This window comes from Paenibacillus lentus, from assembly GCF_042714055.1.
In the GTDB taxonomy this organism is placed as follows: Bacteria; Bacillota; Bacilli; order Paenibacillales; family Paenibacillaceae; genus Fontibacillus; species Fontibacillus lentus_A.
Window position 1 is genome coordinate 24,270 of record NZ_JBHGVC010000010.1, and the last position, 26,845, is coordinate 51,114.

A 26,845-nucleotide genomic window follows, 5' to 3' on the forward strand; every position below is an offset into this window, starting at 1 on the left:
ATGAAGAAAATGGCGCCTTGGCTCATTACGATGCTGCTAGCAATTACTCTAATCGTAATGGCAGCTTTCCTGCTGGTGAATCAATTTACTAAACCTGCCCCAGGTAACGGGATTAACCAAGCCGTACAAAATGTAGGCCAGCCTGCACATTTAACAGCGGATGAACTAGTGAAAGTAACCTCGGCAATCGATGGAATCAAAACAAATTTGTCGGATCCGAATTATGTAGTAGTCATGAATTTCGCATTCCAACTGGATCGGGAAACATCGAAGGAATCTTTTGACAAAATCAAAGATTTCAAAATCAAGCCGCTTATCATCAAGACGCTTGCCGATACGAAACCAGAGGATTTGGTCGGTGCGAAGGGTAAGGATAACTTAAGCACGAAATTGTTGAATTTGATCAATACATCGCTACCGGAAGGGAAATTGATTCAAATCGATATTACGGAATTTATTATGACAACAATCTAGGACGATATCGATAGATTAAATCCTTGAAGGGGGTGAGATGTTTGGTAGATGTGTTATCGCAAAACGAAATCGACGCTCTGCTCGCCGCGTTGTCTTCCGGTGAAATGGATGCAGAGGAATTAAAAAAGGAAGAAACGCAGAAGAAGATCCGGGCTTATGATTTCAAAAGAGCGGTGAGATTTTCCAAAGATCATATCCGCAGCTTAACTCGAATTCATGAGAATTTCGCAAGGTATCTTACGACTTATTTCTCGGCGCAGCTTCGGACATTTGTTCAGATCAATGTGGTTCAAGTTGAGCAGCTGCCCTACGACGAATTTATACGATCAATACCGAAAATGACGATACTTAACATTTTTGAAGCAGAGCCATTGGAAGGAAGAATGGTGCTCGAAGTTCACCCAAACGTCGCATTCGCCATGCTGGACAGGCTGCTTGGCGGGATCGGGATGGCTCCGTCGAAAATCGGATCTCTTACCGAAATTGAGACGATCATCATGGAACGCATTTTTAGTCGGGCTTTCGAAAGTTTGCAGGAAGCTTGGAAAACTGTCATGGACATTAGCCCGCGAATGGAAGCTTTGGAGACGAATCCTCAGTTTATGCAGATCGTGTCACCCAATGAGACGATTGCGCTGATCTCGCTGAGTACTAAAATCGGTGATACTACGGGGATGATCAACCTATGTATTCCGCATGTTGTCATCGAGCCGATCATGCCGAAGCTCTCGGTTCATCACTGGTTCGTATCCCAGAAGAAATCACGAGCTCCCGAAGAGGTAGATGCCCTTCGTAATCGTGTGAATAAAGCTAAACTGCCGATCGTTGCCGAGCTAGGTGAGTCGCAGATTACTATTCAGGAGTTCTTAGGATTATCCGTTGGGGATGTCATCTCCTTGAACAAACCTGTTCATGATGGGCTCGCCATTAGAATCGGCAATAGATTGAAGTATATCGGCAGTCCGGGTACGCTCAAAGACCGAGTCGCCGTTCAGATTGATGAAATTGTCAGCGAAGGAGTTGAGGAACTTGACGAGTAAAGATTATTTATCCCAAGAGGAAATTGACGCTCTGTTAAAGCAGGCGAATAGCGATACACCGTCTGAACCAACGGTAGATGATTACTTGACACCGCTGGAGCAAGATGCTTTGGGGGAAATCGGCAACATTACGTTTGGGAGTGCCGCTACAGCGTTATCTACTTTGCTCAGCAAAAAAGTAGATATTACGACCCCAAAGGTTTCTATTATTACAAGAACCCAGTTCGAAACGGAGTTCCCTAAACCGCATGTGGCAATCCATGTACAATATGTGGACGGATTTGAAGGTATCAATTCGCTGATCATTAAGACCAGAGATGCCCAAGTCATCGCTGATCTTATGCTTGGCGGAGAAGGTAATCCGGCAGAGGAAGAATTGAATGACATTCATATTAGTGCCGTACAAGAAGCGATGAATCAAATGATGGGTTCCTCCGCGACATCGATGTCGACGATATTTAACCGGTTCGTAAATATTTCGCCGCCGGGAATCGATATTCTGAATATGTCGAATGGAACCGGGGTAGGGAGTCTGCCTCCCGATGAGACACTTATAAAAATTTCATTTAGACTTACTATCGGAGATTTGATTGATTCGACGATCATGCAGCTTCTTACGGTAAAATTCTCGAAAGAGATGGTGGACAGCCTGATTAACGGAGCAGTTACAGAGACGTCCTCTATGGAGAGCGCAGCGGCTTCAGTTCCAGCGCCGGCGCCTGCCCCGGCACCAGCGACCATGCCTCCAGCCTTTGACGAGACGCCAGCGTATGCACAGCCGCCGATGCCAGCAGCCCAGCAGCCGCCGATGATGCCTCCAATGCAGGATCAAGGGTACTATCCGCCCCCACAGGGTCGGCCGTACACTGAGCCGCAGCACTATGGAGGAATGCCGGGTCGAAACTTAAATGTTCAGCCGGTGCAATTCGCGAATTTGGGGGCTCCTGCCTACGGCCAAGCGGATGAGAATAATCTAAATTTACTGATGGACATTCCCCTTAAAGTCACCGTAGAATTAGGAAGGACCCAGAAGCAAATTAAGGATATCCTGGAATTGTCCCAGGGCTCGATTATCGAACTGGACAAGCTTGCCGGTGAGCCAGTAGATATTCTAGTGAACAACAAATTGATCGCCAAGGGAGAAGTTGTCGTCATTGATGAGAACTTTGGCGTTCGCGTGACAGATATTGTCAGCCAATGGGACCGGATTCAAAAATTACAATAGTAGAAGTTTAGGGAGGATTTTATATCAATGGCAAACCGAATTCTAATCGTAGACGATGCTGCTTTTATGAGAATGATGATCCGCGACATTTTGACGAAAAACGGATTCGAGGTTGTAGGAGAAGCACAGGACGGCGCACAAGCTGTGGAGAAATTCAAGGAGCTCCATCCAGACCTCGTTACTATGGACATCACGATGCCTGAAATGGACGGCATTGCCGCGCTCAAGGAAATTAAACAACTAGATCCAAATGCGAAGGTCATTATGTGCTCGGCTATGGGTCAACAGGCTATGGTCATCGATGCGATTCAAGCCGGTGCCAAGGACTTCATCGTTAAGCCGTTTCAATCCGACCGGGTTATTGAAGCAATCAATAAGACGCTAGGCTTGTAGGACTACAGTGATGAGCTCGAATCAGCCGGATTACCAGCAGATTGGCAGCGATATTAATATTTGGAGTAACCTGATCACGGTTATCGTCGTGCTGGTTATCATCATTATTTTAATCGTTTTATTAATTCGTTTCCTTGGTAAAAGGAACCGTTATTTGTCCCAAAGCCGATCGATCCGTACTCTGGGGGCCGTCGGTCTGGGACCAAATAAATCCTTGCAGGTGATTGAAGTCGGGGGAAATGTTTACCTTGTCGGAGTAGGCGAGGACATTTCCTTGGTTGATAAAATAAGTGATCCGGAACAAGTAGCATTATTGCTTCAGGCATTTGCGGAAGAAGGGGCGGAATTTCCGGGCCTGGCTTCCGTCATAGGCAGCTTTGTCTCTCGTTTTCGCAAAAACTCCCCAGAGGAGGAGGAATTAGACGAGGCAAAGTTCCATGAAGTGTTTCAATCGCAGCTAAGAAAGTTGCCTACACGGAAACAGCAAGTGGAGGAACTCCTTCAGGACAAGGAAGAACAATCTACAGATCGGTTGAGGAATTCATGAAGAAAAAGGTCTTTATTGTAGGATTATTGCTTGCGTTATGGAGTGTGCTGACGGTGTCGGCCGCTTCGGCCGCGCCAGTGAATCCGATACCGGATATCGGAATACAAATCGGGAATTCCGATGGGCAGCCAGGTACGAGTTCATTATCACTGATTTTGCTCATTACAGTACTAAGCATCGCACCAGCGATCCTTGTCTTGATGACGAGCTTTACGAGAATTGTCATTGTACTGGGATTTGTGAGGAACTCCTTGGGGACGCAGCAAATGCCTCCCAATCAGGTTTTGGTAGGATTGGCGCTGTTTCTCACCCTGTTCGTCATGAGCCCGACATTGTCAACGATTAATGAAGTAGCGTTGCAGCCTTATATCAAAGGCGAACTGACGCAAACAGAAGCTCTGGACAAAGCAGCTGTACCCATGAAGAAATTTATGTACTCGCATACCCGTCCCAAGGATCTGCAGTTATTTATGAGTTATACCAAAACTGAGAAGCCTGCCAGTTACGAGGATTTGCCGATTTCCGTCTTAGTGCCTGCATTTGCGATTAGTGAGCTCAAAACGGCATTTCAAATGGGCTTTATGATATTTATCCCGTTTCTCATTATTGACATCGTCGTGGCCAGCGTGCTGATGGCGATGGGGATGATGATGCTGCCGCCGGTAATGATATCACTTCCGTTCAAAATCTTGCTATTCGTATTAGTCGACGGTTGGTATCTAATCGTAAAATCGTTACTAGTAAGCTTTAGTCCTTAGCCGGAATGCGGGCTAATCTACCGTCCGAATTCCGGCGAAAAGCCTACTCGGTTTAAATCAAACATAGGGGGAAGACGGATGAATACGGATTTTATAGTCGGGTTGGCCGGACAGGCGGTTTATACCGTTCTGAAGGTGAGTGCGCCGATGCTAGTCATTGGATTGGCAGTCGGGCTAATAGTGAGTATATTCCAGGCGACGACTCAAATCCAGGAACAGACGCTTGCCTTTGTTCCAAAAATTATCGCCGTCTTACTCGCCCTGCTGTTGTTTGGGCCCTGGATTTTGACGACCATGGTGGATTTCACCTACGGCATCTTAAACAATCTATCTAATTATATCGGTTAGGCATAAGGGATTATGGAGACTTTATTGCAAGGAATTTCGGTTTTTTTGCTTATTTTTTGTCGAATGACAGCTTTTTTTGTCGTAGCGCCGATTTTTTCATCGCGTGGTGTTCCTAATTCATTCAAAATCGGCTTGTCGGCCGTGATCGCTTTCTTAATTGTCATGATTCAAGGGATCAATCAGGCTGTTCCGACGGATTTAAGCTATATTTTGTTTATTATCCGCGAGCTGCTGATCGGTTTGTTGATGGGATACGTGGCTCAACTACTATTTACGGTCATTCAGATGGCGGGATCCTTTATCGATATTCAAATGGGTTTTGGTATCGTTAACGTGATTGACCCGATGACCGGTGCATCGGCCCCGATACTCGGTAATTTCAAGTATATTATTGCTACCTTGTTATTCTTGTCGATGAATGGTCACCACTACTTATTGGATGCGGTCATTCGCAGCTATAACTGGATGCCCTTGTCCAATGAATTGTTCCAGAAAATATCCAATGGAAACGTTGCTGAATTTCTGGCCAGAACCTTCAGTCAAGCATTTTTACTATCATTCCAATTGGCGGCACCGCTGGTTGTTGCTCTCTTCATAACCGATGTCGCGCTTGGGTTCTTGGCTCGGACGGCTCCCCAATTCAACGTCTTTGTGATCGGGATACCGCTTAAAATTTTGGTTGGACTAGCTATGCTTCTTCTGCTAATTCCCAGCTTCATTTACGCGTTTGAGAATCTGTTTCAGGTGTTGTTCAAATCGCTGCACAATTTGTTCGGTACGATCGGGGAAAGGCCGAAATAGGATAGGGGGATCGTTATGTCGTTCCGGTATGCGCTGGATCTGCAGTTGTTTGCCGGTGAGAAAACAGAGAAGGCCACGCCCAAGAAACGGCAGGACGCCCGGAAAAAAGGCCAGGTTGCTAAAAGTCAGGACTTATCAGGATCAGTCGTATTGTTGTCCGCGTTTTTGTGTCTGTTAATGTTCGGGGGATATATGAAGGAACGACTGATTGCTCTGTTTTCTGACGTGTATTTTCACCGGTTGAACATGGACGTTACGCAAGAAAATGTGATGACGATGTTTGGAGATTTTGCTGTTCAAATTTTGCTGTTACTGGCTCCTTTATTTCTCGTTATAGTCGTTATGGCTGCTGTAGCGAACTACGCGCAGGTCGGATTTCTCCTGACGGGAGAACCGTTAAAGATGCAATTGAAAAAACTGGATCCGATTCAGGGATTCAAAAGAATTTTCTCCATGCGTTCGTTAGTTGAATTTTTGAAATCCCTTCTCAAATTAACGATCATCGGCTACTTGGTCTACTCGACGATTTGGGGAGAACGGGGCAACATAGCCTCCTTAGGCCATGTTACGATTGATGATGCATTTTACTTCACTTCGAAGCTGACGATGAACTTAGGATTAAAGATTGGCGCCGCTTTATTTGTACTCTCAGTTCTTGATTATATGTATCAGAAGTATGATCACGAGAAAAACCTGAGAATGTCCAAGCAGGACATCAAGGACGAGTACAAGAAAATGGAAGGCGATCCGCTGATAAAAGGAAAAATACGTGAAAGACAGCGCCGCATGGCGCTGCAGCGTATGATGCAGGAAGTTCCTAAAGCGGATGTTATCATTACGAACCCGACCCACTTTGCCGTTGCCCTGAAATACGAGGGCTCGGAGATGGATGCACCACAAGTTGTTGCCAAGGGTCAGGATTACGTCGCTCTCCGTATTCGAGAAATCGCTAAGGAACACGGCGTTATTATTATGGAAAACAAGCCGCTGGCGCGTGCATTGTTCCAAAGAGCGGAAATCGGGGATTCGATTCCTGCAGATTTGTTTCAAGCCGTAGCCGAGGTGCTGGCTTACGTATATAGAATAAAAGGTAAGAGTAAATAATGGACGGGATCGGAGGCGGAGCCATGAAGAAGGCTAAAGATTTATTTGTACTTGTAGGTATTATCGGCATCGTTCTATTAATGATTCTTCCGATCCCGACTTGGCTGCTGGATATTCTTCTCATTATCAACATATCGATCGCGCTTATGATCCTGCTTGTTGCAATGAATACGAAGGAAGCATTGCAGTTCTCCATCTTTCCGGCGATGCTCCTCATCACCACCTTGTTCCGGCTAGCGTTGAACGTATCAACAACGAAGCTGATTCTCGGACAAGCGAAGGCAGGGGACGTCGTTGCGACATTTGGAACTTGGGTATCTCAGGGCCAGCCAGTTGTCGGATTCATCGTATTCCTTATTCTCGTTGTCGTTCAATTTATCGTTATTACGAAGGGTTCAGAGCGCGTAGCGGAAGTGGCGGCACGCTTCACCTTGGATGCGATGCCGGGCAAGCAAATGAGTATCGATGCTGATTTGAATGCCGGTTTGATTAACGAACAGCAGGCCAGGGATCGCAGACGCAAGATCGAGAGAGAGTCGGATTTCTACGGAGCTATGGACGGGGCGAGCAAGTTCGTCAAAGGTGATGCCATTGCCAGTATTATTATTCTCCTCATCAACTTAATCGGCGGCTTCATCATCGGGATGTCGATTCATGGGATGCCATTCGGAGAGGCGCTTTCTACTTATTCATTGCTTACGATCGGGGATGGGCTTGTCAGCCAGATTCCAGCCCTTTTGATTTCGACGGCAGCGGGTCTTATCGTTACCCGGGCTTCGTCGGAAGGGAATTTGGCCGAGGATATTACAGGCCAGCTATTCTCTTATCCGAAGCTGGTATATATTGTTGCTGGAACCATAGCCCTATTAGGACTATTCACCCCTATCGGACCAATTACGACGTTGCCTTTTGCTGCAATGCTAAGCTTTGCGGCCTACAGGATGCAGAAAAATCTGGATCGCCGTCAAATCGAACAGGAGCAGGAAGAGGAGGAGCAGCAAATCGAAGAGGTGCGCAGTCCGGAAAGTGTTATTAATCTGCTGCAGGTCGATCCGATAGAATTCGAATTTGGATATGGTCTGATTCCGCTTGCGGATACCGGACAAGGCGGAGATTTACTAGATAGAATCATCATGATTCGGAGACAATGTGCCCTGGAAATGGGATTGGTAGTGCCCGTTATTCGCATCCGCGACAATATTCAACTAAAACCGAATGAATATGTGATCAAAATTAAAGGAAATGTCGTTGGCAGTGGTGAATTATTACTTAATCACTATTTGGCTATGAGTCCTGGGATGGATGATGATTCGATATCAGGTATAGAGACCCAGGAACCGGCCTTTGGATTACCAGCCCTTTGGATTGATGAATCAACCAAAGACCGGGCTGAGTTATCGGGCTATACCGTCGTAGATCCGCCGTCGGTTGTTGCTACTCATTTGACAGAAATGATCAAGAAGCATGCACATGAACTTCTTGGCAGACAAGAGACGAAGACGCTTGTCGATAATCTTCGAGATAATTACGCGGTTCTTGTCGATGAGCTTATTCCGTCCGTGCTCTCCATTGGAGATGTGCAGAAAGTGTTGGCCAAACTGCTGCGAGAGAAAATATCCATTCGCGATATGGTAACGATTTTTGAAACGCTGGCCGACTACGGTACCTACACGAAGGATCCTGACGTATTGACCGAGTATGTACGGCAGGCGTTATCGAGACAAATTACCCAGCAATATACGCAGCAAGGCGAGACGATGAGAGTGATCACAGTAGGCCCTACACTCGAGAAAAAAATCGCCGAGAGTGTGCAGCAGACCGAACAGGGCAGTTATTTGGCTCTTGATCCAGCCTCTACTCAAACGGTCTACCAGAAACTGACGGAGCAAATCAACCGGCTAGTTCAATCCGGGCAGCAGCCGATTGTCCTGACATCGCCGACGATTCGTATGTACTTGCGGCAGGTGATCGAGCGGACGATGCAGGACATACCCGTACTGTCTTACAGTGAGCTTGAGCCGAATGTGGAAATTCAGAGTGTCGGAGTGGTGAACTTATGAGAGTAAAAAGGTATATCGTCGACACAATGCCTGATGCGATGCAGAAAATTCGCGATGAACTTGGGAAGGATGCCGTTATATTAAGCACAAAGGAGCTGAAGATCGGCGGATTTCTCGGAATGTTCCAGCAAAGAAAGATCGAGGTTATTGCCGCATCAGAGAGTAAGGAATCAACTGTGCCAAAAGTGAAGCAGCCTTCTCGGCCCGATATTTCCGCTCCTTCTTTTCCGTCTATTGCACCCCAGGCCGTACCGCAGGCCTATCGCAAGTCCGCGGTGATGATGGCACAGGCTGCAGGCAGTTCGCAACCTTCTGATACAAGGGAGGAAGAGGAAACGGTTGACCTAAGGAATAATCGATTATCAGCGGCTGTACTTGCAGCCGCTACAGAAGAAGCTCCTCTTACAGAAGATGAGCGCAAGCGTTTGTTGTCGCAAAATACAAACGCAGCTCCTGCCGATGCAAGAAGCGAGTCTGGACAGGTAAATGCCCAGGCAACCCAATCCAGTACAGCTAGAGAAGATCGGCTGTTCATAGAAATCGAACAGATGAAAATGCTGATGTCGAAGCTGGCTCGCTTTCAAGAGGGCCTGCCGGAGCTGCCCGAGCCCCTGAATGCAATGAAAGAACGGCTCCAAGAGCAAGAGGTAAACGCCGAACTTGTTGATTTATGGATTGACGATACTTATAAAGCGTGGGAGAACGGCGAAAAGACGATGAGCGATGAGGAGCTGACATCCTCGGTAAGATCAAGGGCGGAGTCCTTCATGGAGGATCGCATCGGAGAAGGTATTCAGGATGGAACGAAAGTGGTGTATATCGTCGGCCCAACGGGAGTCGGGAAGACAACGACCATCGCCAAGCTGGCAGCGGATCAAATTTTCCGAGTTCGCAAAAAAGTCGGGTTTATCACGGCGGATACGTACCGGATTTCAGCGATCGAGCAGCTGCGCACATACGCTTCAATCCTTAACGTTCCACTGGAGGTTGTCCAGTCGCCCGGCGATGTGCAAAGAGCTATGCAGCGACTGCAGCATTGCGATTTGGTCTTGATGGATACGGCGGGAAGGAACTACCTAAACGAGCTGTATGTAGCAGAACTGCACAGCCTCTTAAGCCCAACCGAGCAAAGCGAAACCTATTTGGTGCTTAGCCTGACCTCCAAAAGTCAGGATATGAAGAAAATTACCGAGCATTTTAGCAAATATGGCATCCAGAAGGTGATATTTACGAAGCTAGATGAAACGCAAAGCGTAGGTCCCATTTACAATTTGCTGCATGAGTACCCCATGCAGGTCTCGTATGTAACAAACGGTCAAAATGTACCCGATGATTTGCTGCCTGCGCATAATGATCTGTTTACAGATATGCTTCTTGGAGCAAAACGAACATGAACGACCAGGCTCAATCTCTTAGACGTCTTGTATCTAAGCTGGATGGCTCGGCCGATAGGCTGGCTTCCAGACCCCATTCAGCCCGAATTTTGACTGTAAGCAGCGGCAAGGGCGGGGTTGGAAAATCCAACTTCACATTGAATTTTGCTCTTGCTCTTAAAACGCTTGGCCGCAAGGTGCTTATCTTTGATGCGGATATCGGTATGGCGAATATCGATGTGCTTATGGGCGTTCGAGCCAGATACAGCTTATATCATTTACTAAAGGGCGAGAGAAATCTGGAAGAGATCATCGAGCTTGGATCAAACGGTTTGCCTTTCATTGCAGGCGGCTCGGGAATGGCGGACTTGTTTACTTTATCGGAATCCGATTTGAACTACTTTACATCTCAAATTGAAGAGATTTCTGAAAAAATGGATTATATCATTTTCGATACGGGTGCAGGCCTGTCCAAAGAAACCGTCAAATTTATTACCGCGGCCGATGAATGCATCGTCGTAACAACGCCAGAACCGACATCCATCACAGACGCTTACGCTTTAATCAAAGTCGTTCACGGCATGGAGCAGGAGGTACCGTTTCGACTCGTCATTAACCGGGTCGCGAGTCAGCATGAGGCACAGCAGGTTACCGACAAGCTGTCCCTGGTAGCTAAACGCTTTCTCGATATGGAGATCCCGATGCTTGGACATATCCATGATGACCCTCATGTCATGCAAGCGGTCAAGAAACAAATCCCATTTTCAACCGCATTTCCTAGCTGTGCAGCTGCACGTGACATTCAACGTTTGGCTATGAAATATTTAGAAGTTCCACAGATGGGGCAGAAGGATACCTTGACAGGAATCAAAGGATTTATGCACAGATGGCTCAAACGCACAAAATGATTCTGTATTAAGGAACAGGGGTGGGACGATGCCTTACCGGATTATGGTGGTTGATGATTCGGCTTTTATGAGGAAAATCGTGTCGGATTTAATTGAGCAGGATCCTGCTTTTCAGGTGATCGGCACTGCTCGGAATGGACGCGAGGCCATTGAACAAATAGCATTATTATCGCCGGATCTGGTCACGATGGATGTGGAAATGCCGGAGATGAACGGACTGGATGCCCTTAGAATCATTATGGAGCGTCAGCCGCTTCCCGTTATTATGCTCTCGGGCATTAACGAGCAGGGCATGCGGGAAACGATCATGGCTTTGGAACTGGGAGCCTTCGATTTCATTCGTAAGCCATCTGCATCCACAAGTACGCATGATATTGTGCAGGTGAGACGGGAGCTCCACGAACAGATCCGCACAGCCATGCTGATGAAAGAACGTAAAGCCGCAAGAGAATCCGCATTGCAAAACAAAGTTGAGCAGCCTGCGCGGCCCGTTACAAATGATCAATCGAAGTTGGCGGGAACCGATTTAAGGAAAACGCCAAGCAAGCCTAAGCAGGAACGCAGAACAGCCAGTCAAGGAACGAATCAAGGGGAGGTCGCGCCAACCCGGGATCAGGCTGCTAAATTGGGACGTGCCAAGCAGGATTCTTTAAATCGAAAAAGTATTGATTTTGCAAATATGGAGCCGCCAAGCGCAACGCCAAAGATCGAACGGGCAAAAACCGGTGGGGCGGATCAACGAAGAAGCAGCTCCATTCAGCAGGATAAAGGAGCCATAAAGCTTCCAAGCCAGAAGAAAAGCGCAGCTGCATCAAATAAGCCGTCAATAGATGAGCTAGGCACTCATGCAGCGGCCCAACAACAGCAGGGGAAAATGAACGAGGGAAGGCCCGGCAATGATCCCGCAAAAACTGATTTTACGGATATTGTCGCCATCGGTACGTCAACCGGCGGACCAAAGGCATTAAAGGCTGTGCTGGAGAAAATACCTCGAAACTTTCCGGCGCCTATCGTTATCGTGCAGCACATGCCGCCCAACTTTACCAAATCGCTAGCACAGCGTTTGAATAGCTTAAGCGCATTGCATGTCGTTGAGGCAGAAGAAGGAATGAAGCTGCTGCCGGGTACCGCTTATATCGCGCCTGGCGGATTTCATATGAATGTAGTTTCCGGCTTAGATGGCTACAAGCTTACCCTGAGCAGCCAAGAACCGCGCAATGGTCATCGACCATCGGTCGAGGTGCTATACGAATCGCTCCTGCCGTTTAAAACCCTGAAGAGGCATTTAGTGCTATTAACAGGTATGGGCAGCGATGGCGCAAAAGCCATGAAGAAGCTGTACGAAGCCGGCGCAGCCTCTACCATTGCCGAGAGCGAGGAGACTTGTGTCGTTTACGGAATGCCGCGCTCGGCCATTGAACTCCATTGTGTAAGCCATGTTTTACCGTTACAAGAAATAGGTCCTAAGCTTGTACAAGTAGTGAAATAAGGAATCTCTTAGAGGAGGTGCCTCACCATGGACATGAATCAGTATTTATCCATGTTTATCGATGAGTCCAACGATCATTTGCAATCATTAAACGAGAATATGCTAGAACTAGAAAAAGCTCCAGACGACATCGGTATTGTGCAAATCATTTTCCGCTCGGCACATACCCTGAAAGGGATGGCTGCGACGATGGGGTTCGAGGATCTATCCTCGCTGACGCATCAAATGGAGAATGTTCTTGATCTGGTACGCAATGAAAAGTTGAAAATGCAGGATCATATTTTTGATACGCTGTTTAAAAGTCTCGATGCCTTGCAAATGATGGTTCAGGATATTACGCAAGGCGGCGATGGCAAAGCTGACGTTCAATCTATTGTAGCTTCACTTCAAGCGATCGTTCGCGGTGAGGCTCCTGGAGGTACGGATAACAACGCATCTGCGCAGGCAACGGGTGCTTCGGCAGCTCCCAACACAGGCATCCAGCTGGACGAATTCCAGTACTCCGTTCTGGAGCAGTCGATCTCCGAAGGCCACAAGGTACTGTACATTGAGGTTGCTATCCGCGAAGACTGTCAATTAAAAGCGGCGCGTGCTTATCTCGTATTTGATCTGCTTGAGCGATATGGTGAAATCGTGAAATCTCACCCTTCTGTACAAGAGATCGAGCAAGAGAAATTTGATCGCAGCTTCTCGCTGTATTACATAACGCAGAAGGAAGCTTCAGAACTGCAGAGCATGATCGTGAATCTTTCCGAAATCGAATCTGCTCAAGTCATGACGCTCGATCATGAGACGTTAAGCCAGCTCTCCTCTGGAGTGCAGGAAGCAGCTGCTGCTACCGCAGAAGCGCCGGCAGCTGCCGTGCCGTCTTCAGCGGAGGATAAGCCTGCTGCTGAGCCAGCGGCTTCCAAGACCGCAGCTTCGGAAACAAAGGGAGGCGCTCGTGCTAATGGAGGTGCTGCACCGTCCAGAACGATTCGTGTGGATATCGAACGGCTGGATGTGCTCATGAATTTGCTCAGCGAATTGCTGATCGACCGCTCAAGACTGGAACAGCTTGCCTATGAAATCAAGCGCTCCGACTTGACCGAGACGGTAGAGCATATGAGCCGCGTGGGCAGTGACCTGCAGAATATCGTCCTTAAGCTGCGCATGGTTCCGATCGATACTGTGTTCAGCCGTTTCCCGCGGATGGTTCGGGATGTGGCCAAGTCGTTGGACAAGAAAATCGGTCTTGTTATCCTTGGTGCAGAAACCGAGCTGGATCGCACCGTTATCGACGAGATAGGAGATCCGCTCGTACATTTGCTTAGAAACGCGGTGGATCATGGAGTAGAGCCGACTGCTAAACGTATTGCAGCAGGCAAACCGGAGACAGGAACCGTACAGCTTCGTGCCTTCCACAGCGGTAACCATGTATTCATTGAAATCGAGGATGACGGCGGCGGAATCGACCGCGACAAAATCCTCAGCAAAGCGCTGAAGAACGGGATCGTCACGCAGAGCGATGCCGCCGGAATGACGGATGAGCAGGTGTATATGCTGCTGTTCGCTGCAGGCTTCAGTACGGCTGATGTCATCTCAGACATTTCCGGAAGAGGGGTCGGCCTTGATGTCGTTCGCTCCAAAATCGAATCGCTTAGCGGCGTCGTGTCCGTAACCTCAACCCTGGGTAAAGGAACGAAGTTCTCGGTACAGCTTCCATTGACCCTTTCTATTATTTCCGCGATGCTGATCAAGGTCGGCTCTGAGAAATACGCAATCCCTCTCTCATCTATTGTTGAAACGGGAATTATCCAACGGAAGCAGATTCGCAACGTACATGGCTATACGATGGTGCCTTATCGCGATGCGCATATCCCACTGCTATCCTTAGCCAATCTGTTCGAGGTTGCCGACTTTGATGAGGATGCTGAAGAAGAAACGGAAATTGTCGTCATTCGCAAGGGCGATCGTTTGGCAGCCCTGACGGTAGAAGATTTTATTGGCCAAAGTGAAATCGTCATTAAAAATTTGGGTAAATATTTGCCTCCTGTTCAAGGCGTTGCCGGAGCGACGATTCTGGGTGATGGACAAGTAGCACTTATTATAGATCCTAACGCATTCATTAAGTAGAGCATTTACACACGGCAGGCAAGGCAGACAAGGCTTTGTCACTACCATTAAGGAGGATGTTTCCATGGGAGAGGAAATGAAAGTCATCGTATTTAAACTGGGTGAGGAAGAATACGGCATAGAGGTAGACAAGGTTCAGACGATTGAGCGCATGATGCCGATTACCCGCGTGCCAAAGACATACGCCTTCGTTAAAGGGGTCATAAACTTGCGCGGCGTGGTCATTCCTGTTATCGATTTGCGCGGTCGCTTCGGACTTCCGGAATCAGAATATACCGATCAGACCCGGATCATTATCGTGGCAGCCAACGAAATGGAAGTAGGATTTATTGTGGATTCAGCCAACGACGTTATGGATCTGAACAGCGATGTAATCGACTCTCCGCCGGATGTCGTTGGCGGAATTAAAGCGAAATATCTTCATGGCGTGGCTCGAATTTCTGAAGAGCGTCTTCTGGTCATGCTGAACTTGTCTGAGGTGCTGAACCGTTCCGAAATCATTCAACTGGAAAGTTTAGAGGGTTAAAAGGTGGATCTATTTAAAGGCTTTGAAGACTTTAAAATGGATGTGTTAAAAGAAGTCGGGAACATCGGTGCGGGCAATGCCGCCACCGCGTTATCCAGGCTTCTTGATAAACCGATAGATATGGCCGTGCCAAAGGTTCAAATGCTGCCCTTCGAGGCGGTTGCTGATAAGGTTGGAGGAGCGGAGAGCGTTGTTTTGGCCGTTTTTTTGAGAGTTGAAGGGGAGGCCCCAGGGAATTTATTTTTTATCCTTAGTCCGGAAGGAGCCAAGAAGCTGCTTCACCGTCTTGCTGGAATCCATATTGAGAGCGAGGAAGAGTTTTCAGAGATGGAATGGTCTGCTCTATCGGAAATCGGCAATATATTAGCTGGGTCATATCTGTCCTCGCTGGCCGATTTCACCTCGCTCACTATGACGCCGACCGTACCTGCGCTTGCGATGGATATGGCGGGAGCGATACTTGGATATGGATTTTTGCAATTTGGCGAGATGGGCGACTCTGCCTTGCTGATTGATACGACTTTCATCGAAGGCCAGCAAGAAGTGGAGGGACAATTTTTCCTCATCCCGGATCCCGAATCTTTCGACAAAATATTTACTGCCTTAGGAGTACCGATGAATGATGATTGAGGAGCAGCGAATCGTAAAAGTCGGCATGGCGGATCTCAATACTATCCAGCAATCAGGACTGATTCGGACGACTGGACTTGGCTCTTGTGTAGGACTGACTTTGTATGATCCCGTCGTTAGAGTGGCTGGTCTCGCGCATGTCATGCTTCCAGCATCCTCAATTGCCCGTGAAGGTGCATTAAATATTGCGAAGTATGCGGATACTGCTGTCCCAGCTTTGCTAGAGCAGTTGTTGACCATCGGAGCGGATCAAAGACGGATTGTAGCCAAAATGGCTGGCGGATCGCAAATGTTCTCCTTCGCGGGAACTGGAGATTCGCTGCGAATTGGCCCGAGAAATGTGGAATCCTGTAAAGATAAGCTATCGGAGCTGGGCATCCCGCTGTTAGCTGAAGATACGGGAGGAAATTACGGGAGAACTATCGAACTTGACTGCGAGACGGGTATATTATTTATACGTAGCGTACAAAAGGGTGTAAAGGAATTGTAGCCATGGCAGGAAAAATGAAATATTACACGTTGTTTGGACTCTTTGGATTTTTGATTACTTTTGCACTTTCATCTAGCAGCAACTTGTTTATGACAAGCCTCATTCGGGGGCTCATCGCCTTTGTAGCCTGGTTTGTTCTGGCTTATGCGGCTAATTGGATGATCGGTTTAATGAAAGAGATGTCTCCTGTGCCAACGAACGAGGATCTGATCGCGCCTCATGATGACGAGGGTAAGGGTGGACAGCTTGATTTGACGACACCGGACGAAACGGATGAATTGAACGAATTGCTAAAGCAGCCACCGGGAAGTCAGACAGGTAATGACGATTTTACACCGTTAAACCCACCAAGATTGGTTAAGACGCCTGACGACAAAGATCCTGAAGAGCTGGCTAAAGTTGTTCGTCACCTGACAGAAAACTAAGGAGGGTGAAGGCAATTGGACGAGCGGAAGACATCCACTTTGAACTACGCCGATGTGTGGGAGCAATGGAAAGAACACGGAGATATTGAGGCCAAGAAACAGCTTATTGAGAAGCATTTGCACATTGTCGATTATGTTTCGGGACGTCTGGCTGTAGGCCTTCCCAAAAATGTCTCTAAAGATGACTTAGCCAGCAATGGCGTGATGGGCTTAATTGATGCTGTCGAGAAATTTGATTATAAAAGAGGCTTGCAATTCGAGACCTATGCCTCTTGGAGAGTAAGAGGCGCTATTTTGGACGGTCTAAGGCAAGGGGACTGGGTACCACGATCCGTTCGGGAGAAAGCCAAAAAAATCGAAGAGGGATACCAGCAGCTGGAGCAGCAGTATCTTCGTTCCGTGACAGATTTAGAAATGAGCGAATATTTGAATGTAAGTGAAAGGGAATTTCAAAATATGCTGCAAGAGGTTGCTGTCATGACGCTGTGTTCATTGGAGGATCCGATCCGAGAGGAAGAATCCGAGACGCGGTTAACTCTGTTAATTGATGAGAAGGCCAAAAATCCTGATTATAAAGTAAGGGAATTTTTCCTTAAAGATTCTCTGGCCAAAGGAATTGAAAAGCTGACAGAGAAAGAACGAACTGTAGTTTCCCTCCTATACTATGAAGATCTATCCTTAAGCGAAATTGCGGAGGTGATGTCTCTTTCTCCGTCACGTATTTCTCAACTCCATTCCAAAGCCATTCTTAGACTTCGCGGTAGCTTGGAGAAGCAGAAAGATTTGTTGATGTTGGAGGATTAATGAGTACAATTGGCTTATAGTAGTAATTGATGGAAGGAGGAACGACTTATGGAATACATGAATGATCTTGGTCAAATTCTGAGTGTGACGATGAATGATGATAAGACGGTAGCTTACCTGCAATTTCTGAAAAAAGATGAGGAGTTTTCCTGTGCTCCGGATGTCTTGCATCATTTTTTGCGGGGAGAAGGTGTGAAATACGGTATTCAAGAGGATATTGTGGCCAGGTTTGCGCTCAATGCAAAAGAATACTTGTTCAGTAAAACACCGATTGCCATCGGGATCGAACCGGTTCAAGGCCAAGACGGCTCCATCCGCTATGCCGTGCCGCTGGATGATGAGGATCAGCATCGTCGGCCTTCGGAAAGCGATGACGGTACGGTAGATTTCAAGGACGTCACTCGCTTGAATAACGTTCGGAAAGGGCAAATTATCGCTGAACTCATTCCTCCGGTACCGGGTCGTCCCGGTACGGCGGTCACTGGAGAGCCGATCCTGTGCAAAGAGGGGAAGGCAGCTAGGTTTAAAGTAGGAAAAAACGTCGTTCTAAATTCGGAGCAAACCGCAATGTATGCCGCTATCGACGGTCTTGTAACACGAACTGATAAAGGGAAGCTGAATGTATTTCCAGTTTACGAGGTCAATGGGGATGTCGATTACAGCATCGGCAATATTGACTTTGTGGGAACTGTTGTCATCCGCGGTAATGTTCTGACTGGTTTTCGAGTCTGTGCTTCCGGGGATATTCGCGTCATTGGCGGAGTTGAAGGTGCAGAGTTGATCGCTGAAGGCTCTATCGAAATTTCCGGCGGTATTATCGGATACAATAAAGGGCTCATTAAAGCAGGACAACAAGTAAAAAGCTCCTTCATTCAGGACGGCAATGTCACGGCCGGCGAGGACGTTATCGTCACACAGAGCATTATGCACTCCAATGTGCGTGCTGGCAGGGACGTCGTTTGCAGCGGCTCCAAAGGCCTTATTGTCGGGGGCAACATCCAGGCCGGCGAACGGGTTACGGCTAGAATCATCGGCAATCCGATGTCTACGGCCACATCGATCGAGGTTGGTGTTCTTCCGGAGCTGCGTAATGAGCTGCTGGAATTGCGTCAGCACCTCAAGGATCAAATGGCGAATCTTGACAAGACGGAGAAAGCGCTTACCCTCTTGGATCAATTAGCTTCCATGGGCAAGCTTACACCGGATAAAGTGGCGATGCGGTCCAAGCTTAACCTAACCAAGAAATCAAACCTACAGGAGCTCGACGAAATTAAAGAGCGCATGCTGCATATTGAGAAGGCTTTGGAGGAAACGGGCAGCGCGCGGGTAGATGTTCTAAAAATGATCTACGGCGGCTCTAAAATCGTCATCGGCAGATACACGAAATATATCAAAGAGCCTATCTCTAGAATGTCTTTCTACTATACAGAAGGAGACATTTCCATGTCGGCTTACGTCTAGAACATCACTTAAAGACATGCTATTATCCGATATTGTCATGAGGTGATTTTCATGAATATGAAATCCGTAGAAATGCAAATCGCGGTTCCTCGTACTAGTGAAGCGGGACGGATTCAGCAGGATCAGCAGCAAAGACCGCTTAATGACCAGACCATACTTGCAGGACAAAACATAAAGGCGAGCGAGCTTGAGCGTAAGAAAAGCCAAGGCATGGAGCAAAGTGCTCATAATAAGGCTGTTAAGAGGGAAGGAAACACCGCTGCGGATCAGGAGAAGGGACAAGCTGAAGCCGAAGAGAAGCAGGAAGAACGAGAGAAGGAGCAGGCGGCAGAGCATCCTTTTAAAGGGCGGCACATCGACCTGTCACTTTAGCTACAAGACCCATAAATGATTACAAACAGCAAAAGGTGAGGATAACATTGTCGATTGGAGAACCATGGTTTTATATTGTAATATTGGGGGCTGCCTCCATACTCTATGCTTTCATTTTACCAGGACGGAAATCCTCCAGCGGAGCAATGAATGAGGCCGCCGGTGATATGGAAGTCATACTTGAACAGTATATGGCAGACATTGAGAAAGAGAATGCGGAACTGGTCGATTTGGTCGCGGGGATGAAGCAAGAGCTGACCTCCAGGCAAATGTCGCAGCAGGAATCGATTGCAGAGCTGCGTCAACGTCTTCTTGAGGTCGAGCAGTTGAATCGTCAGCTGGAGTCCCGTTTTGGCGCTCTGGTGACTTCAGCGGCTTCCGCGACTTTGTCCAGCCTATCGAGTCCATCGACTCCGGTGACTGTATCGTCTCTATCGCTAGGCGAATCACTCCCTCAACTGACCGTATCCCATCTAGGCGATACTGGCACTTCGTCAGCTCATTCAGGAGCAGCTGAAGGCTTGCGAGCGCCAGAGTCCCTTGAAGTGACGGCTGCGAATGAACCGGAGGAATCCGAAGCAACGGACTCATTACGAAGCAGGTATCCTGAGCTGTTTGATTTGTACGCTAAAGGAAAGTCCATTGATATGATCGCCAAGGCCGTCGGTATTCAGCGCGGCGAGGTTCAGCTTATTTTGCAATTGGCTAACAGGGAGGATGCGTAATGTTTAAAAATCGCTACTTCATGTTAGGGCTCGGTATAGGCCTCATTATCGGTGCGTTTTTATTACAAATTATGAACATCGGACAAGGACAGCAGAATAAACCCGTTACGGTGGAGCAGGTTCAGCAAGCTGCAGAGAAGCTTAATTTAAAAGTCGTAGGTGAGGATGAGCAGCTGCTTACAGAAGCGGAATGGAAGGCTAAGATGGAGGAGAAGGCAGAAGATGCGTCAGCGTCTGACGAGCCTGCCCAGCCGGTTCAGCCTGAAGCACCTGAGTCGCCTGCGGTACCGAAGGAGCCGCAATCGGACAGCGGCAAAGCTTCTGATCTGCCTTCAACAAGCAAGTCAGAAGCTCCTGCTCCGACCGCCCCGGAGCAGCCCGCAACTACGGTGCCTAAAACAGCTGAATCAACCGTGATTAATGAACCTGAGCCTGTAACGGTTAAGTATAAAATCGCCTATGGCGACAGCTTGACCGCAGTCGCCGATGGTCTCAAGCAGGCGGGGGTCATCTCAAGCAGTGAAGCATTTATTAAGGAAGCATCAAAGCGCGGTATTAACACAAAAATCAGGACGGGGACGTATTCCTTTCAAATGGGGGAAAAGTACAGTTCGATCATTACGAAGATTACCGCCAAACCATCCGGGAAGTAAGATGGTTTTCCTTGTCTAGACAGAAAGTGTTGATTCGTGGCAAAGGGATGAACTTCGGTTGCATCCATTTGCCACTTATGGTATATTAATTGACGGTGTTATAACGCACGGGGGTTGATTTTGCCAAGGGTGCTTTTCACAAATGTGAGAAGTCTTGGTGAGGGATGAAACCCGCGGAGGAAGCATCAAACAAAACCAAAACTTAGGAGGTGCGTGGAGATGGCAGTCATTTCCATGAAGCAACTGCTTGAAGCAGGTGTACACTTCGGACACCAGACACGTCGCTGGAACCCGAAAATGGATCGTTATATCTTCACTGAAAGAAACGGGATTTACATTATCGACCTGCAAAAAACGGTCAAGAAAGTTGAAGAAGCTTACAACTTCGTAAAGAGTATTGCCGAAGACAATGGTACAATTTTGTTCGTAGGTACCAAGAAGCAAGCTCAAGATTCCGTGAAAGAAGAAGCTGAGCGCGCTGGTCAATTCTACATTAACCAACGCTGGCTTGGAGGAACTCTGACCAACTTCCAAACGATTCAAAAACGGATCGACCGTTTGAAGCAATTGGAGAACTGGGAAGAGGACGGCACTTTTGAAGTGCTTCCAAAGAAAGAAGTTATCATTCTTCGCAAGGAGAAAGATCGTCTGGAGAAATTCCTGGGCGGAATCAAGAACATGAAGGGTCTCCCGAGCGCACTGTTCATCATCGATCCTCGTAAAGAGCGCATCGCTGTTGCAGAAGCTCGCAAATTGGGTATCCCAATCGTAGGTATCGTTGATACGAACTGCGATCCGGATGAAATCGACTATGTCATTCCAGGTAACGATGACGCGATTCGCGCGGTTAAATTGTTGACTGGCAAAATGGCAGACGCTGTAATCGAAGCTAACCAAGGGGAGCAAACGACGGCTTAATAGCTGGGCTTCTCATATAAAGAATGAATTAAATGAAAAGGGTGGTTGGTAGGTGTCAAACCTCTCACTACCCTTTTTTTAAAGGATAAATCTTTGGTTAATTTCACAGATTACGTCCTATAAACGATATGGAGGGAATTTAAAATGGCTGTTGATGCAAAAGCGGTAAAAGAACTACGCGAAAAAACGGGTGCAGGTATGCTCGATTGTAAAAAAGCGCTTGAAGAAGTGAACGGTGATATCGAAAAGGCAATTGAATTTCTTCGTGAGAAGGGATTGGCTGCATCCGCGAAAAAAGCTGGACGTATTGCTACTGAAGGTATTGTAGAATCCTATATCCACGCTGGCGGTAAAATCGGCGTTCTTGTAGAAGTTAACTGCGAGACTGACTTCGTTGCTTTGACGGATCAGTTTAAAGAATTCGTACGTGACATTGCAATTCATATCGCTGCGTCAAGCCCTCGCTACGTTCGTCGCGAAGAGGTTCCTCAAGAAGAAATCGAAAAAGAGAAGGAAATCCTGAAAGCTCAAGCGCTCAACGAAGGCAAGCCAGAGAAAATCGTTGAGAAAATGGTTGAAGGACGTATTTCCAAATACTACGAAGAATATTGCTTGATGGAGCAATCCTTCGTTAAAGATCCAGACAAAACGATCGCTGAGCTGCTTAACGAGAAAATCGCTACAATCGGTGAGAACATCTCGATCCGTCGTTTCGTTCGTTACGAGCTGGGCGAAGGTCTGGAGAAAAAAGTGGATAACTTCGTAGAAGAAGTTATGTCACAAGTTAATGGCTAAGAACGATTATTGAATTGAATGTTATAGAGAGATGGAACACGGCGTGTTCCTTCTTTTTTAACCAAACGCCCTTAATTGTGTGAGCTCAGGAAGCGCGGCCTTCAGTATGCCGTACTTCTTGGGCAACCTCTAAGAGGGTTCATCTAAAGTGGAGGGTATACAATTGGAGCAGCCAGTTTTTAAACGTGTTGTCTTGAAGGTAAGTGGGGAATCACTAGCCGGTCAAAACGGGTATGGGATCGATGCGGAGACCATCTCGTCGATTGCCGAGCAGGTGAAAGAAGTGGTTGAGCTGGGTGTGCAGGTCGCTATCGTGTGCGGCGGCGGCAACATATGGCGCGGTATTGCGGGCAGTGCGAAGGGCATTGACCGTGCTACGGCGGACTATATGGGGATGCTGGCTACCGTCATGAACTCGCTCGCTTTGCAGGATGCGCTGGAACAAATCGATGTGCCTACGCGGGTTCAGACCTCGATCGCTATGCAGCAAATCGCCGAGCCATACATACGGCGCCGTGCGATCCGGCATCTGGAGAAAGGGCGGGTCGTTATTTTTGCCGCCGGAACAGGCAACCCATTCTTCTCTACGGATACGACTGCAGCACTGCGTGCCGCTGAAATTGAAGCCGAAGTGATCTTGATGGCTAAAAATAAAGTGGATGGCGTATATTCAGCGGATCCGTTTGTTGACCCGAGTGCGGAAAAGTATGAAATGCTTACTTATATGGAAGTGCTAAGTAAAAACCTGGGCGTTATGGATTCTACGGCATCATCGCTATGCATGGACAATGACATCCCGCTCATCGTGTTTGCGATTACGGAGCAAGGCAATATTAAACGAGTGGTCCTCGGTGAGAAAATCGGAACGACTGTGAAAGGAAGTGTAGATTAATGCCACAATCGATTAAGAGCAATGCTGAAGAACGTATGGATAAAGCGATTCAGTCACTAAAGAGAGATTTGGCAACACTGCGTGCCGGAAGAGCGGCTCCTTCGCTGCTGGATCGTATTCAAGTGGATTATTACGGAACGCCGACGCCGATTAATCAGTTGGCGAACATCAATACGCCGGATTCCCGGACTCTGATGATTCAGCCGTGGGATAAATCATCACTGGCTGAAATTGAACGTGCGATCCAGAAATCCGATCTGGGACTGTCGCCAGCCAATGACGGCTCGTTGATCCGTTTATCGATTCCACCGTTAACGGAAGAACGTCGAGTTGATCTGGTCAAAATGACGAAGAAATTCGGTGAAGAAGCGAAGGTTGCCATTCGCAACATCCGTCGTGATGCTAATGATGATATCAAGAAGCTTGAAAAAACGGAGATCTCGGAGGACGAGTCTCGCCGCCATCAAGATGATATCCAGAAGTCCACGGATAAATTTATCGCGGAAGTCGATAAAGTGCTCGCTGCGAAAGAAAAAGAGATTATGGAAGTTTAAGAGACGAAAAGCGGCCCCTCCTTTTACGGTGGGGTTTGTCTCTTTTTCGTCACCGGCTGGAGGAAGAGGAATGATCAAGTTATTTCAATCCTGGTGGAAAAATAGGGGGAAGCGTTCTACCGAAGTGTTGCCGAGTGATAACATTCCGGAACATGTTGCAATCATTATGGACGGGAATGGGCGCTGGGCCCGAAGATTAGGGCTGCCGCGAATTGTAGGGCACCGCAACGGAATGAAGGCCGTAAAACGAGCCACGATTGCTGCTGATGAACTCGGTATTCGGATCTTGACCTTATATGCGTTCTCCACAGAAAATTGGAAGCGGCCAAAGGATGAGGTCGATTTCCTGATGTCGCTGCCTCAAGAGTTCCTGGCGTTAGAGTTAGAGGAGCTTATTGAGAAGAACGTTCAGGTTCGGATGATGGGACATACGGATAATCTTCCCGGGCATACGATTGAAGCCATGGAGGAAGCGATCTCCCGCACGAAGGATAATACTGGCCTTATTTTGAATTTTGCTTTGAATTATGGCAGTCGCCGCGAAATGACGGAGAGTATGAAGGTGATCGCACGTAAGGTTCAGGATGGACAATTGTCCCCGGATGACATTACGGAAGAAATGGTCAATTCCAACTTGTTATCTCGTGGAATGAGCGATCCCGACTTGCTCATTCGTACGGGTGGTGAGCTCCGGCTTAGCAATTTCATGCTCTGGCAGGTGGCTTATAGCGAATTATGGTTTACGGACTTATATTGGCCTGAGTTCGGCCGCGAGCAGCTGGTAGAAGCGGTCGCCGAATATCAGCGGCGTACGCGTCGCTATGGTGGATTATCATAGCAGGATAGAAGGTGTAGAAGGTTGAAGACACGGTTGATTACAGGACTGATTGCTGGCATTTTTTTTCTGGGCATGTGCCTGATCGGTGGATTGGGATATCAAATACTAATCATGGCGATGGCCATGGTTGGTTATTATGAGTTCGTGCGAATGATTAAATTGCCGGCGTTCAGAGGCGCTGCAATTCTCGGTTATATATGTATACTCTATATGACTTTCCCCTGGAGTCTGCTGGGCCTGAACATGCCGCTTGAGGTATTGCCTGCCCTGTGGTTAATGATGTTCCTATTCCTGGCGGCTACAGTATTTACTAAAAATGACTTTCCGATCAGCCAAGCTGCTATATTGTTTCTTGGGACGGCCTATATTGGCATCGGGTTTTCAGCCATTGCGATTACGCGGACTACACCGGACGGACATGGCGTATTCTGGACGTTTTTAATGCTGGCTGCAATCTGGAGCAGCGATGCGGGAGCTTACTTTACGGGAAGAAGATTCGGCAAAAATAAGCTTTGGCCGGCGATCAGCCCGAACAAAACCGTGGAAGGAGCGATCGGCGGTATTGCATTAGCCGTTATTGCTGCTGTTTTGTTCTCCCTGTTCTCGGGCGGGCTCCTTCCGCTTGGACGGGCCCTGCTGCTTGGAGTGTCAGCGGCTGTAGTGGGACAGCTGGGGGATTTAATCCAATCGGCTTATAAACGCGTCTACGGAATTAAAGATTCAGGCAAGCTTCTGCCGGGTCATGGCGGCATTCTTGATCGCTGTGACAGTTGGATCGTAGTGTTTCCGTTTGTACATATTCTAATGCTGCTTCCTTACTACTGAGGATTCTGTCCTGGTTCATTGAATAAAGCGGTCAGAATAGTCATTTTAATCATGTGAGGTATGTTATGAGAAAAATTACTGTCATTGGTTCCACTGGATCGATTGGAACGCAAACTTTAGATGTCGTTAGGCAGCATCCCGATCAATTTGTCGTTGAAGGGTTAGCTGCCGGCACGAATATCGATCTGTTCATTGAGCAGGTCAATGCGTTTCGCCCGAAGAAGGCTTCAATAGGAAGCAAGCAGCTCGCGGAGCAGGTGGCTCCTTTGCTTCCAGCAGGAGTCGAGCTGTACTACGGAGAGCAAGGCTTAATTGAAGTGGCAGCAGGCACCGATGCGGATTTCGTGCTTAGTGCTATAGTAGGCAGCGCTGGATTGCCGCCGACACTGGCCGCTATTTCTGAAGGAAAAACGATCGGACTGGCCAATAAAGAAACGCTTGTCACAGCTGGACATATCGTTACAGAATTGGCAAAACAGAAAGGCGTTGCTTTGCTTCCCGTAGACAGCGAGCACTCTGCCATCTTCCAATGCCTCAATGGAGAGAGCATGGACGATGTGGAGCAAATTACTTTGACGGCCTCGGGTGGTTCCTTCCGGCATTTGAGCAGGGAACAGCTTCTGAATGTAACGCTTGAGGATGCCTTGAAGCATCCGAATTGGTCGATGGGGGCCAAGCTTACCATCGATTCGGCCACGATGGTCAACAAAGGATTGGAAGTCATTGAGGCGCATTGGCTCTTCGGCCTTCCTTACGACAGAATAAATGTGCTTCTTCATCCGGAGAGCATTATCCACTCTTTCGTTGAATATCGTGATGGAAGCGTGATTGCCCAGCTCGGCACCCCGGATATGCGCATCCCGATTCAGTATGCCATGACTTACCCGGCAAGATTCTCCTCCGCTTCGAAGCGATTATCGCTGGCAGAGGTCGGCAAGCTTCATTTTCAAGAAATGGATTACGAGCGATTCCCTTGTTTAAGACTTGCCTTTGAATGTGGTAAAATAGGTGGGACGGCGACAACGGTGTTCAATGCAGCTAATGAAGCGGCGGTCGCCCGTTTTATGAAAAGAGAAATTCCATTTCTGCAGATTGAAACGATTATTGAAACAGTACTCTCCAGGCATACACCTCAACTACAAGCCGATCTAGAAACGATTCAAGCTGCGGATCGGTGGGCTAGAGAGATGGCCGCATCATTGTAATTACCCCGACCGCTGTGTAAAAAAGTTTCCATATGGGTATTCTCTTGTGCCTGATCGGAGAATAATGATAATCTAAATGAACTGGACGATCTGTGGC

30 protein-coding genes are annotated in these 26,845 nt (G+C 47.7%); all 30 read left to right on the forward strand.

Annotated elements, in window-relative coordinates:
- Positions 1 to 474, forward strand: coding sequence for a flagellar basal body-associated FliL family protein (locus tag ACE3MQ_RS20115; RefSeq protein ID WP_379395978.1), 474 nt, complete (start codon positions 1 to 3; stop codon positions 472 to 474).
- 41 nt (positions 475 to 515) lie between these two features.
- On the forward strand, positions 516 to 1,514 hold the full coding sequence (gene fliM / locus ACE3MQ_RS20120) for a flagellar motor switch protein FliM (protein ID WP_379395980.1): 999 nt from the start codon (positions 516 to 518) through the stop codon (positions 1,512 to 1,514).
- Positions 1,504 to 2,739 carry a flagellar motor switch phosphatase FliY gene (gene fliY, locus ACE3MQ_RS20125; protein WP_379395982.1) on the forward strand — a complete coding sequence of 412 codons (1,236 nt, stop codon included), beginning with the start codon at positions 1,504 to 1,506 and terminating at the stop codon, positions 2,737 to 2,739. Before fliM ends, fliY begins: the two co-directional genes overlap by 11 nt.
- A 27-nt stretch (positions 2,740 to 2,766) precedes the next feature.
- Positions 2,767 to 3,132: a response regulator gene (locus ACE3MQ_RS20130; protein WP_110933108.1), complete on the forward strand. Its 366-nt coding sequence runs from the start codon at positions 2,767 to 2,769 to the stop codon at positions 3,130 to 3,132.
- A 10-nt stretch (positions 3,133 to 3,142) separates the two neighbouring features.
- Positions 3,143 to 3,679, forward strand: a complete 537-nt coding sequence (locus ACE3MQ_RS20135) for a flagellar biosynthetic protein FliO (RefSeq protein ID WP_379395984.1) — start codon at positions 3,143 to 3,145, stop codon at positions 3,677 to 3,679.
- Positions 3,676 to 4,437 (forward strand): flagellar type III secretion system pore protein FliP, encoded by a 762-nt coding sequence (gene fliP / locus ACE3MQ_RS20140; protein ID WP_379395986.1) that lies wholly within the window; start codon positions 3,676 to 3,678, stop codon positions 4,435 to 4,437. Before ACE3MQ_RS20135 ends, fliP begins: the two co-directional genes overlap by 4 nt.
- Positions 4,438 to 4,515: 78 nt before the next feature.
- Positions 4,516 to 4,785 carry a flagellar biosynthesis protein FliQ gene (gene fliQ / locus ACE3MQ_RS20145; RefSeq protein WP_155610981.1) on the forward strand — a complete coding sequence of 90 codons (270 nt, stop codon included), beginning with the start codon at positions 4,516 to 4,518 and terminating at the stop codon, positions 4,783 to 4,785.
- A gap of 12 nt (positions 4,786 to 4,797) precedes the next feature.
- Positions 4,798 to 5,586 carry a flagellar biosynthetic protein FliR gene (gene fliR / locus ACE3MQ_RS20150; protein ID WP_379395989.1) on the forward strand — a complete coding sequence of 263 codons (789 nt, stop codon included), beginning with the start codon at positions 4,798 to 4,800 and terminating at the stop codon, positions 5,584 to 5,586.
- Between the two features lie 15 nt (positions 5,587 to 5,601).
- Positions 5,602 to 6,690 carry a flagellar biosynthesis protein FlhB gene (flhB, locus tag ACE3MQ_RS20155; protein ID WP_379395991.1) on the forward strand — a complete coding sequence of 363 codons (1,089 nt, stop codon included), beginning with the start codon at positions 5,602 to 5,604 and terminating at the stop codon, positions 6,688 to 6,690.
- A 23-nt stretch (positions 6,691 to 6,713) separates the two neighbouring features.
- Positions 6,714 to 8,750, forward strand: coding sequence for a flagellar biosynthesis protein FlhA (flhA, locus tag ACE3MQ_RS20160; RefSeq protein WP_379395993.1), 2,037 nt, complete (start codon positions 6,714 to 6,716; stop codon positions 8,748 to 8,750).
- Complete coding sequence (flhF, locus tag ACE3MQ_RS20165; RefSeq protein ID WP_379395995.1) at positions 8,747 to 10,144, forward strand: flagellar biosynthesis protein FlhF; 1,398 nt, start codon at positions 8,747 to 8,749, stop codon at positions 10,142 to 10,144. Before flhA ends, flhF begins: the two co-directional genes overlap by 4 nt.
- Positions 10,141 to 11,031 (forward strand): MinD/ParA family protein, encoded by an 891-nt coding sequence (locus ACE3MQ_RS20170; RefSeq protein ID WP_379395997.1) that lies wholly within the window; start codon positions 10,141 to 10,143, stop codon positions 11,029 to 11,031. Before flhF ends, ACE3MQ_RS20170 begins: the two co-directional genes overlap by 4 nt.
- Before the next feature lie 28 nt (positions 11,032 to 11,059).
- Positions 11,060 to 12,520, forward strand: coding sequence for a protein-glutamate methylesterase/protein-glutamine glutaminase (locus ACE3MQ_RS20175; RefSeq protein ID WP_379395999.1), 1,461 nt, complete (start codon positions 11,060 to 11,062; stop codon positions 12,518 to 12,520).
- A gap of 27 nt (positions 12,521 to 12,547) precedes the next feature.
- Complete coding sequence (locus ACE3MQ_RS20180; protein ID WP_379396002.1) at positions 12,548 to 14,635, forward strand: chemotaxis protein CheW; 2,088 nt, start codon at positions 12,548 to 12,550, stop codon at positions 14,633 to 14,635.
- Positions 14,636 to 14,699: 64 nt separating this feature from the next.
- On the forward strand, positions 14,700 to 15,161 hold the full coding sequence (locus ACE3MQ_RS20185) for a chemotaxis protein CheW (RefSeq protein WP_379396004.1): 462 nt from the start codon (positions 14,700 to 14,702) through the stop codon (positions 15,159 to 15,161).
- 36 nt (positions 15,162 to 15,197) lie between these two features.
- Positions 15,198 to 15,791, forward strand: coding sequence for a chemotaxis protein CheC (locus ACE3MQ_RS20190; protein WP_379396273.1), 594 nt, complete (start codon positions 15,198 to 15,200; stop codon positions 15,789 to 15,791).
- Complete coding sequence (locus tag ACE3MQ_RS20195; protein WP_379396275.1) at positions 15,784 to 16,281, forward strand: chemotaxis protein CheD; 498 nt, start codon at positions 15,784 to 15,786, stop codon at positions 16,279 to 16,281. Before ACE3MQ_RS20190 ends, ACE3MQ_RS20195 begins: the two co-directional genes overlap by 8 nt.
- A gap of 2 nt (positions 16,282 to 16,283) precedes the next feature.
- On the forward strand, positions 16,284 to 16,706 hold the full coding sequence (locus ACE3MQ_RS20200) for a hypothetical protein (protein WP_379396006.1): 423 nt from the start codon (positions 16,284 to 16,286) through the stop codon (positions 16,704 to 16,706).
- 15 nt (positions 16,707 to 16,721) lie between these two features.
- A complete protein-coding gene (locus ACE3MQ_RS20205; RefSeq protein ID WP_379396008.1) occupies positions 16,722 to 17,510 on the forward strand; it encodes a FliA/WhiG family RNA polymerase sigma factor in 789 nt (262 codons plus the stop codon).
- A gap of 48 nt (positions 17,511 to 17,558) precedes the next feature.
- Positions 17,559 to 18,971: a DUF342 domain-containing protein gene (locus ACE3MQ_RS20210; RefSeq protein ID WP_379396010.1), complete on the forward strand. Its 1,413-nt coding sequence runs from the start codon at positions 17,559 to 17,561 to the stop codon at positions 18,969 to 18,971.
- A gap of 51 nt (positions 18,972 to 19,022) precedes the next feature.
- The gene (locus ACE3MQ_RS20215; protein ID WP_379396012.1) at positions 19,023 to 19,343 is read left to right on the forward strand and encodes a hypothetical protein; all 321 of its coding nucleotides are present in this window, start codon (positions 19,023 to 19,025) and stop codon (positions 19,341 to 19,343) included.
- Between the two features lie 47 nt (positions 19,344 to 19,390).
- Positions 19,391 to 20,068 (forward strand): hypothetical protein, encoded by a 678-nt coding sequence (locus ACE3MQ_RS20220; protein WP_379396014.1) that lies wholly within the window; start codon positions 19,391 to 19,393, stop codon positions 20,066 to 20,068.
- Entirely contained in the window at positions 20,068 to 20,721 is a 654-nt protein-coding gene (locus tag ACE3MQ_RS20225) for a hypothetical protein (RefSeq protein ID WP_379396016.1), read from the forward strand. Before ACE3MQ_RS20220 ends, ACE3MQ_RS20225 begins: the two co-directional genes overlap by 1 nt.
- Before the next feature lie 219 nt (positions 20,722 to 20,940).
- The gene (gene rpsB, locus ACE3MQ_RS20230) at positions 20,941 to 21,639 is read left to right on the forward strand and encodes a 30S ribosomal protein S2 (protein ID WP_379396018.1); all 699 of its coding nucleotides are present in this window, start codon (positions 20,941 to 20,943) and stop codon (positions 21,637 to 21,639) included.
- A 144-nt stretch (positions 21,640 to 21,783) separates the two neighbouring features.
- The gene (gene tsf, locus ACE3MQ_RS20235; RefSeq protein ID WP_379396021.1) at positions 21,784 to 22,434 is read left to right on the forward strand and encodes a translation elongation factor Ts; all 651 of its coding nucleotides are present in this window, start codon (positions 21,784 to 21,786) and stop codon (positions 22,432 to 22,434) included.
- A gap of 163 nt (positions 22,435 to 22,597) precedes the next feature.
- Complete coding sequence (pyrH, locus tag ACE3MQ_RS20240) at positions 22,598 to 23,326, forward strand: UMP kinase (RefSeq protein ID WP_379396023.1); 729 nt, start codon at positions 22,598 to 22,600, stop codon at positions 23,324 to 23,326.
- Complete coding sequence (gene frr / locus ACE3MQ_RS20245) at positions 23,326 to 23,880, forward strand: ribosome recycling factor (RefSeq protein ID WP_379396025.1); 555 nt, start codon at positions 23,326 to 23,328, stop codon at positions 23,878 to 23,880. Before pyrH ends, frr begins: the two co-directional genes overlap by 1 nt.
- Positions 23,881 to 23,950: 70 nt before the next feature.
- A complete protein-coding gene (locus tag ACE3MQ_RS20250; RefSeq protein WP_379396027.1) occupies positions 23,951 to 24,718 on the forward strand; it encodes an isoprenyl transferase in 768 nt (255 codons plus the stop codon).
- 21 nt (positions 24,719 to 24,739) lie between these two features.
- Entirely contained in the window at positions 24,740 to 25,543 is an 804-nt protein-coding gene (locus ACE3MQ_RS20255; protein WP_379396029.1) for a phosphatidate cytidylyltransferase, read from the forward strand.
- 65 nt (positions 25,544 to 25,608) lie between these two features.
- Positions 25,609 to 26,748 (forward strand): 1-deoxy-D-xylulose-5-phosphate reductoisomerase, encoded by a 1,140-nt coding sequence (locus tag ACE3MQ_RS20260; protein ID WP_379396031.1) that lies wholly within the window; start codon positions 25,609 to 25,611, stop codon positions 26,746 to 26,748.
- Positions 26,749 to 26,845: the final 97 nt, after the last annotated feature.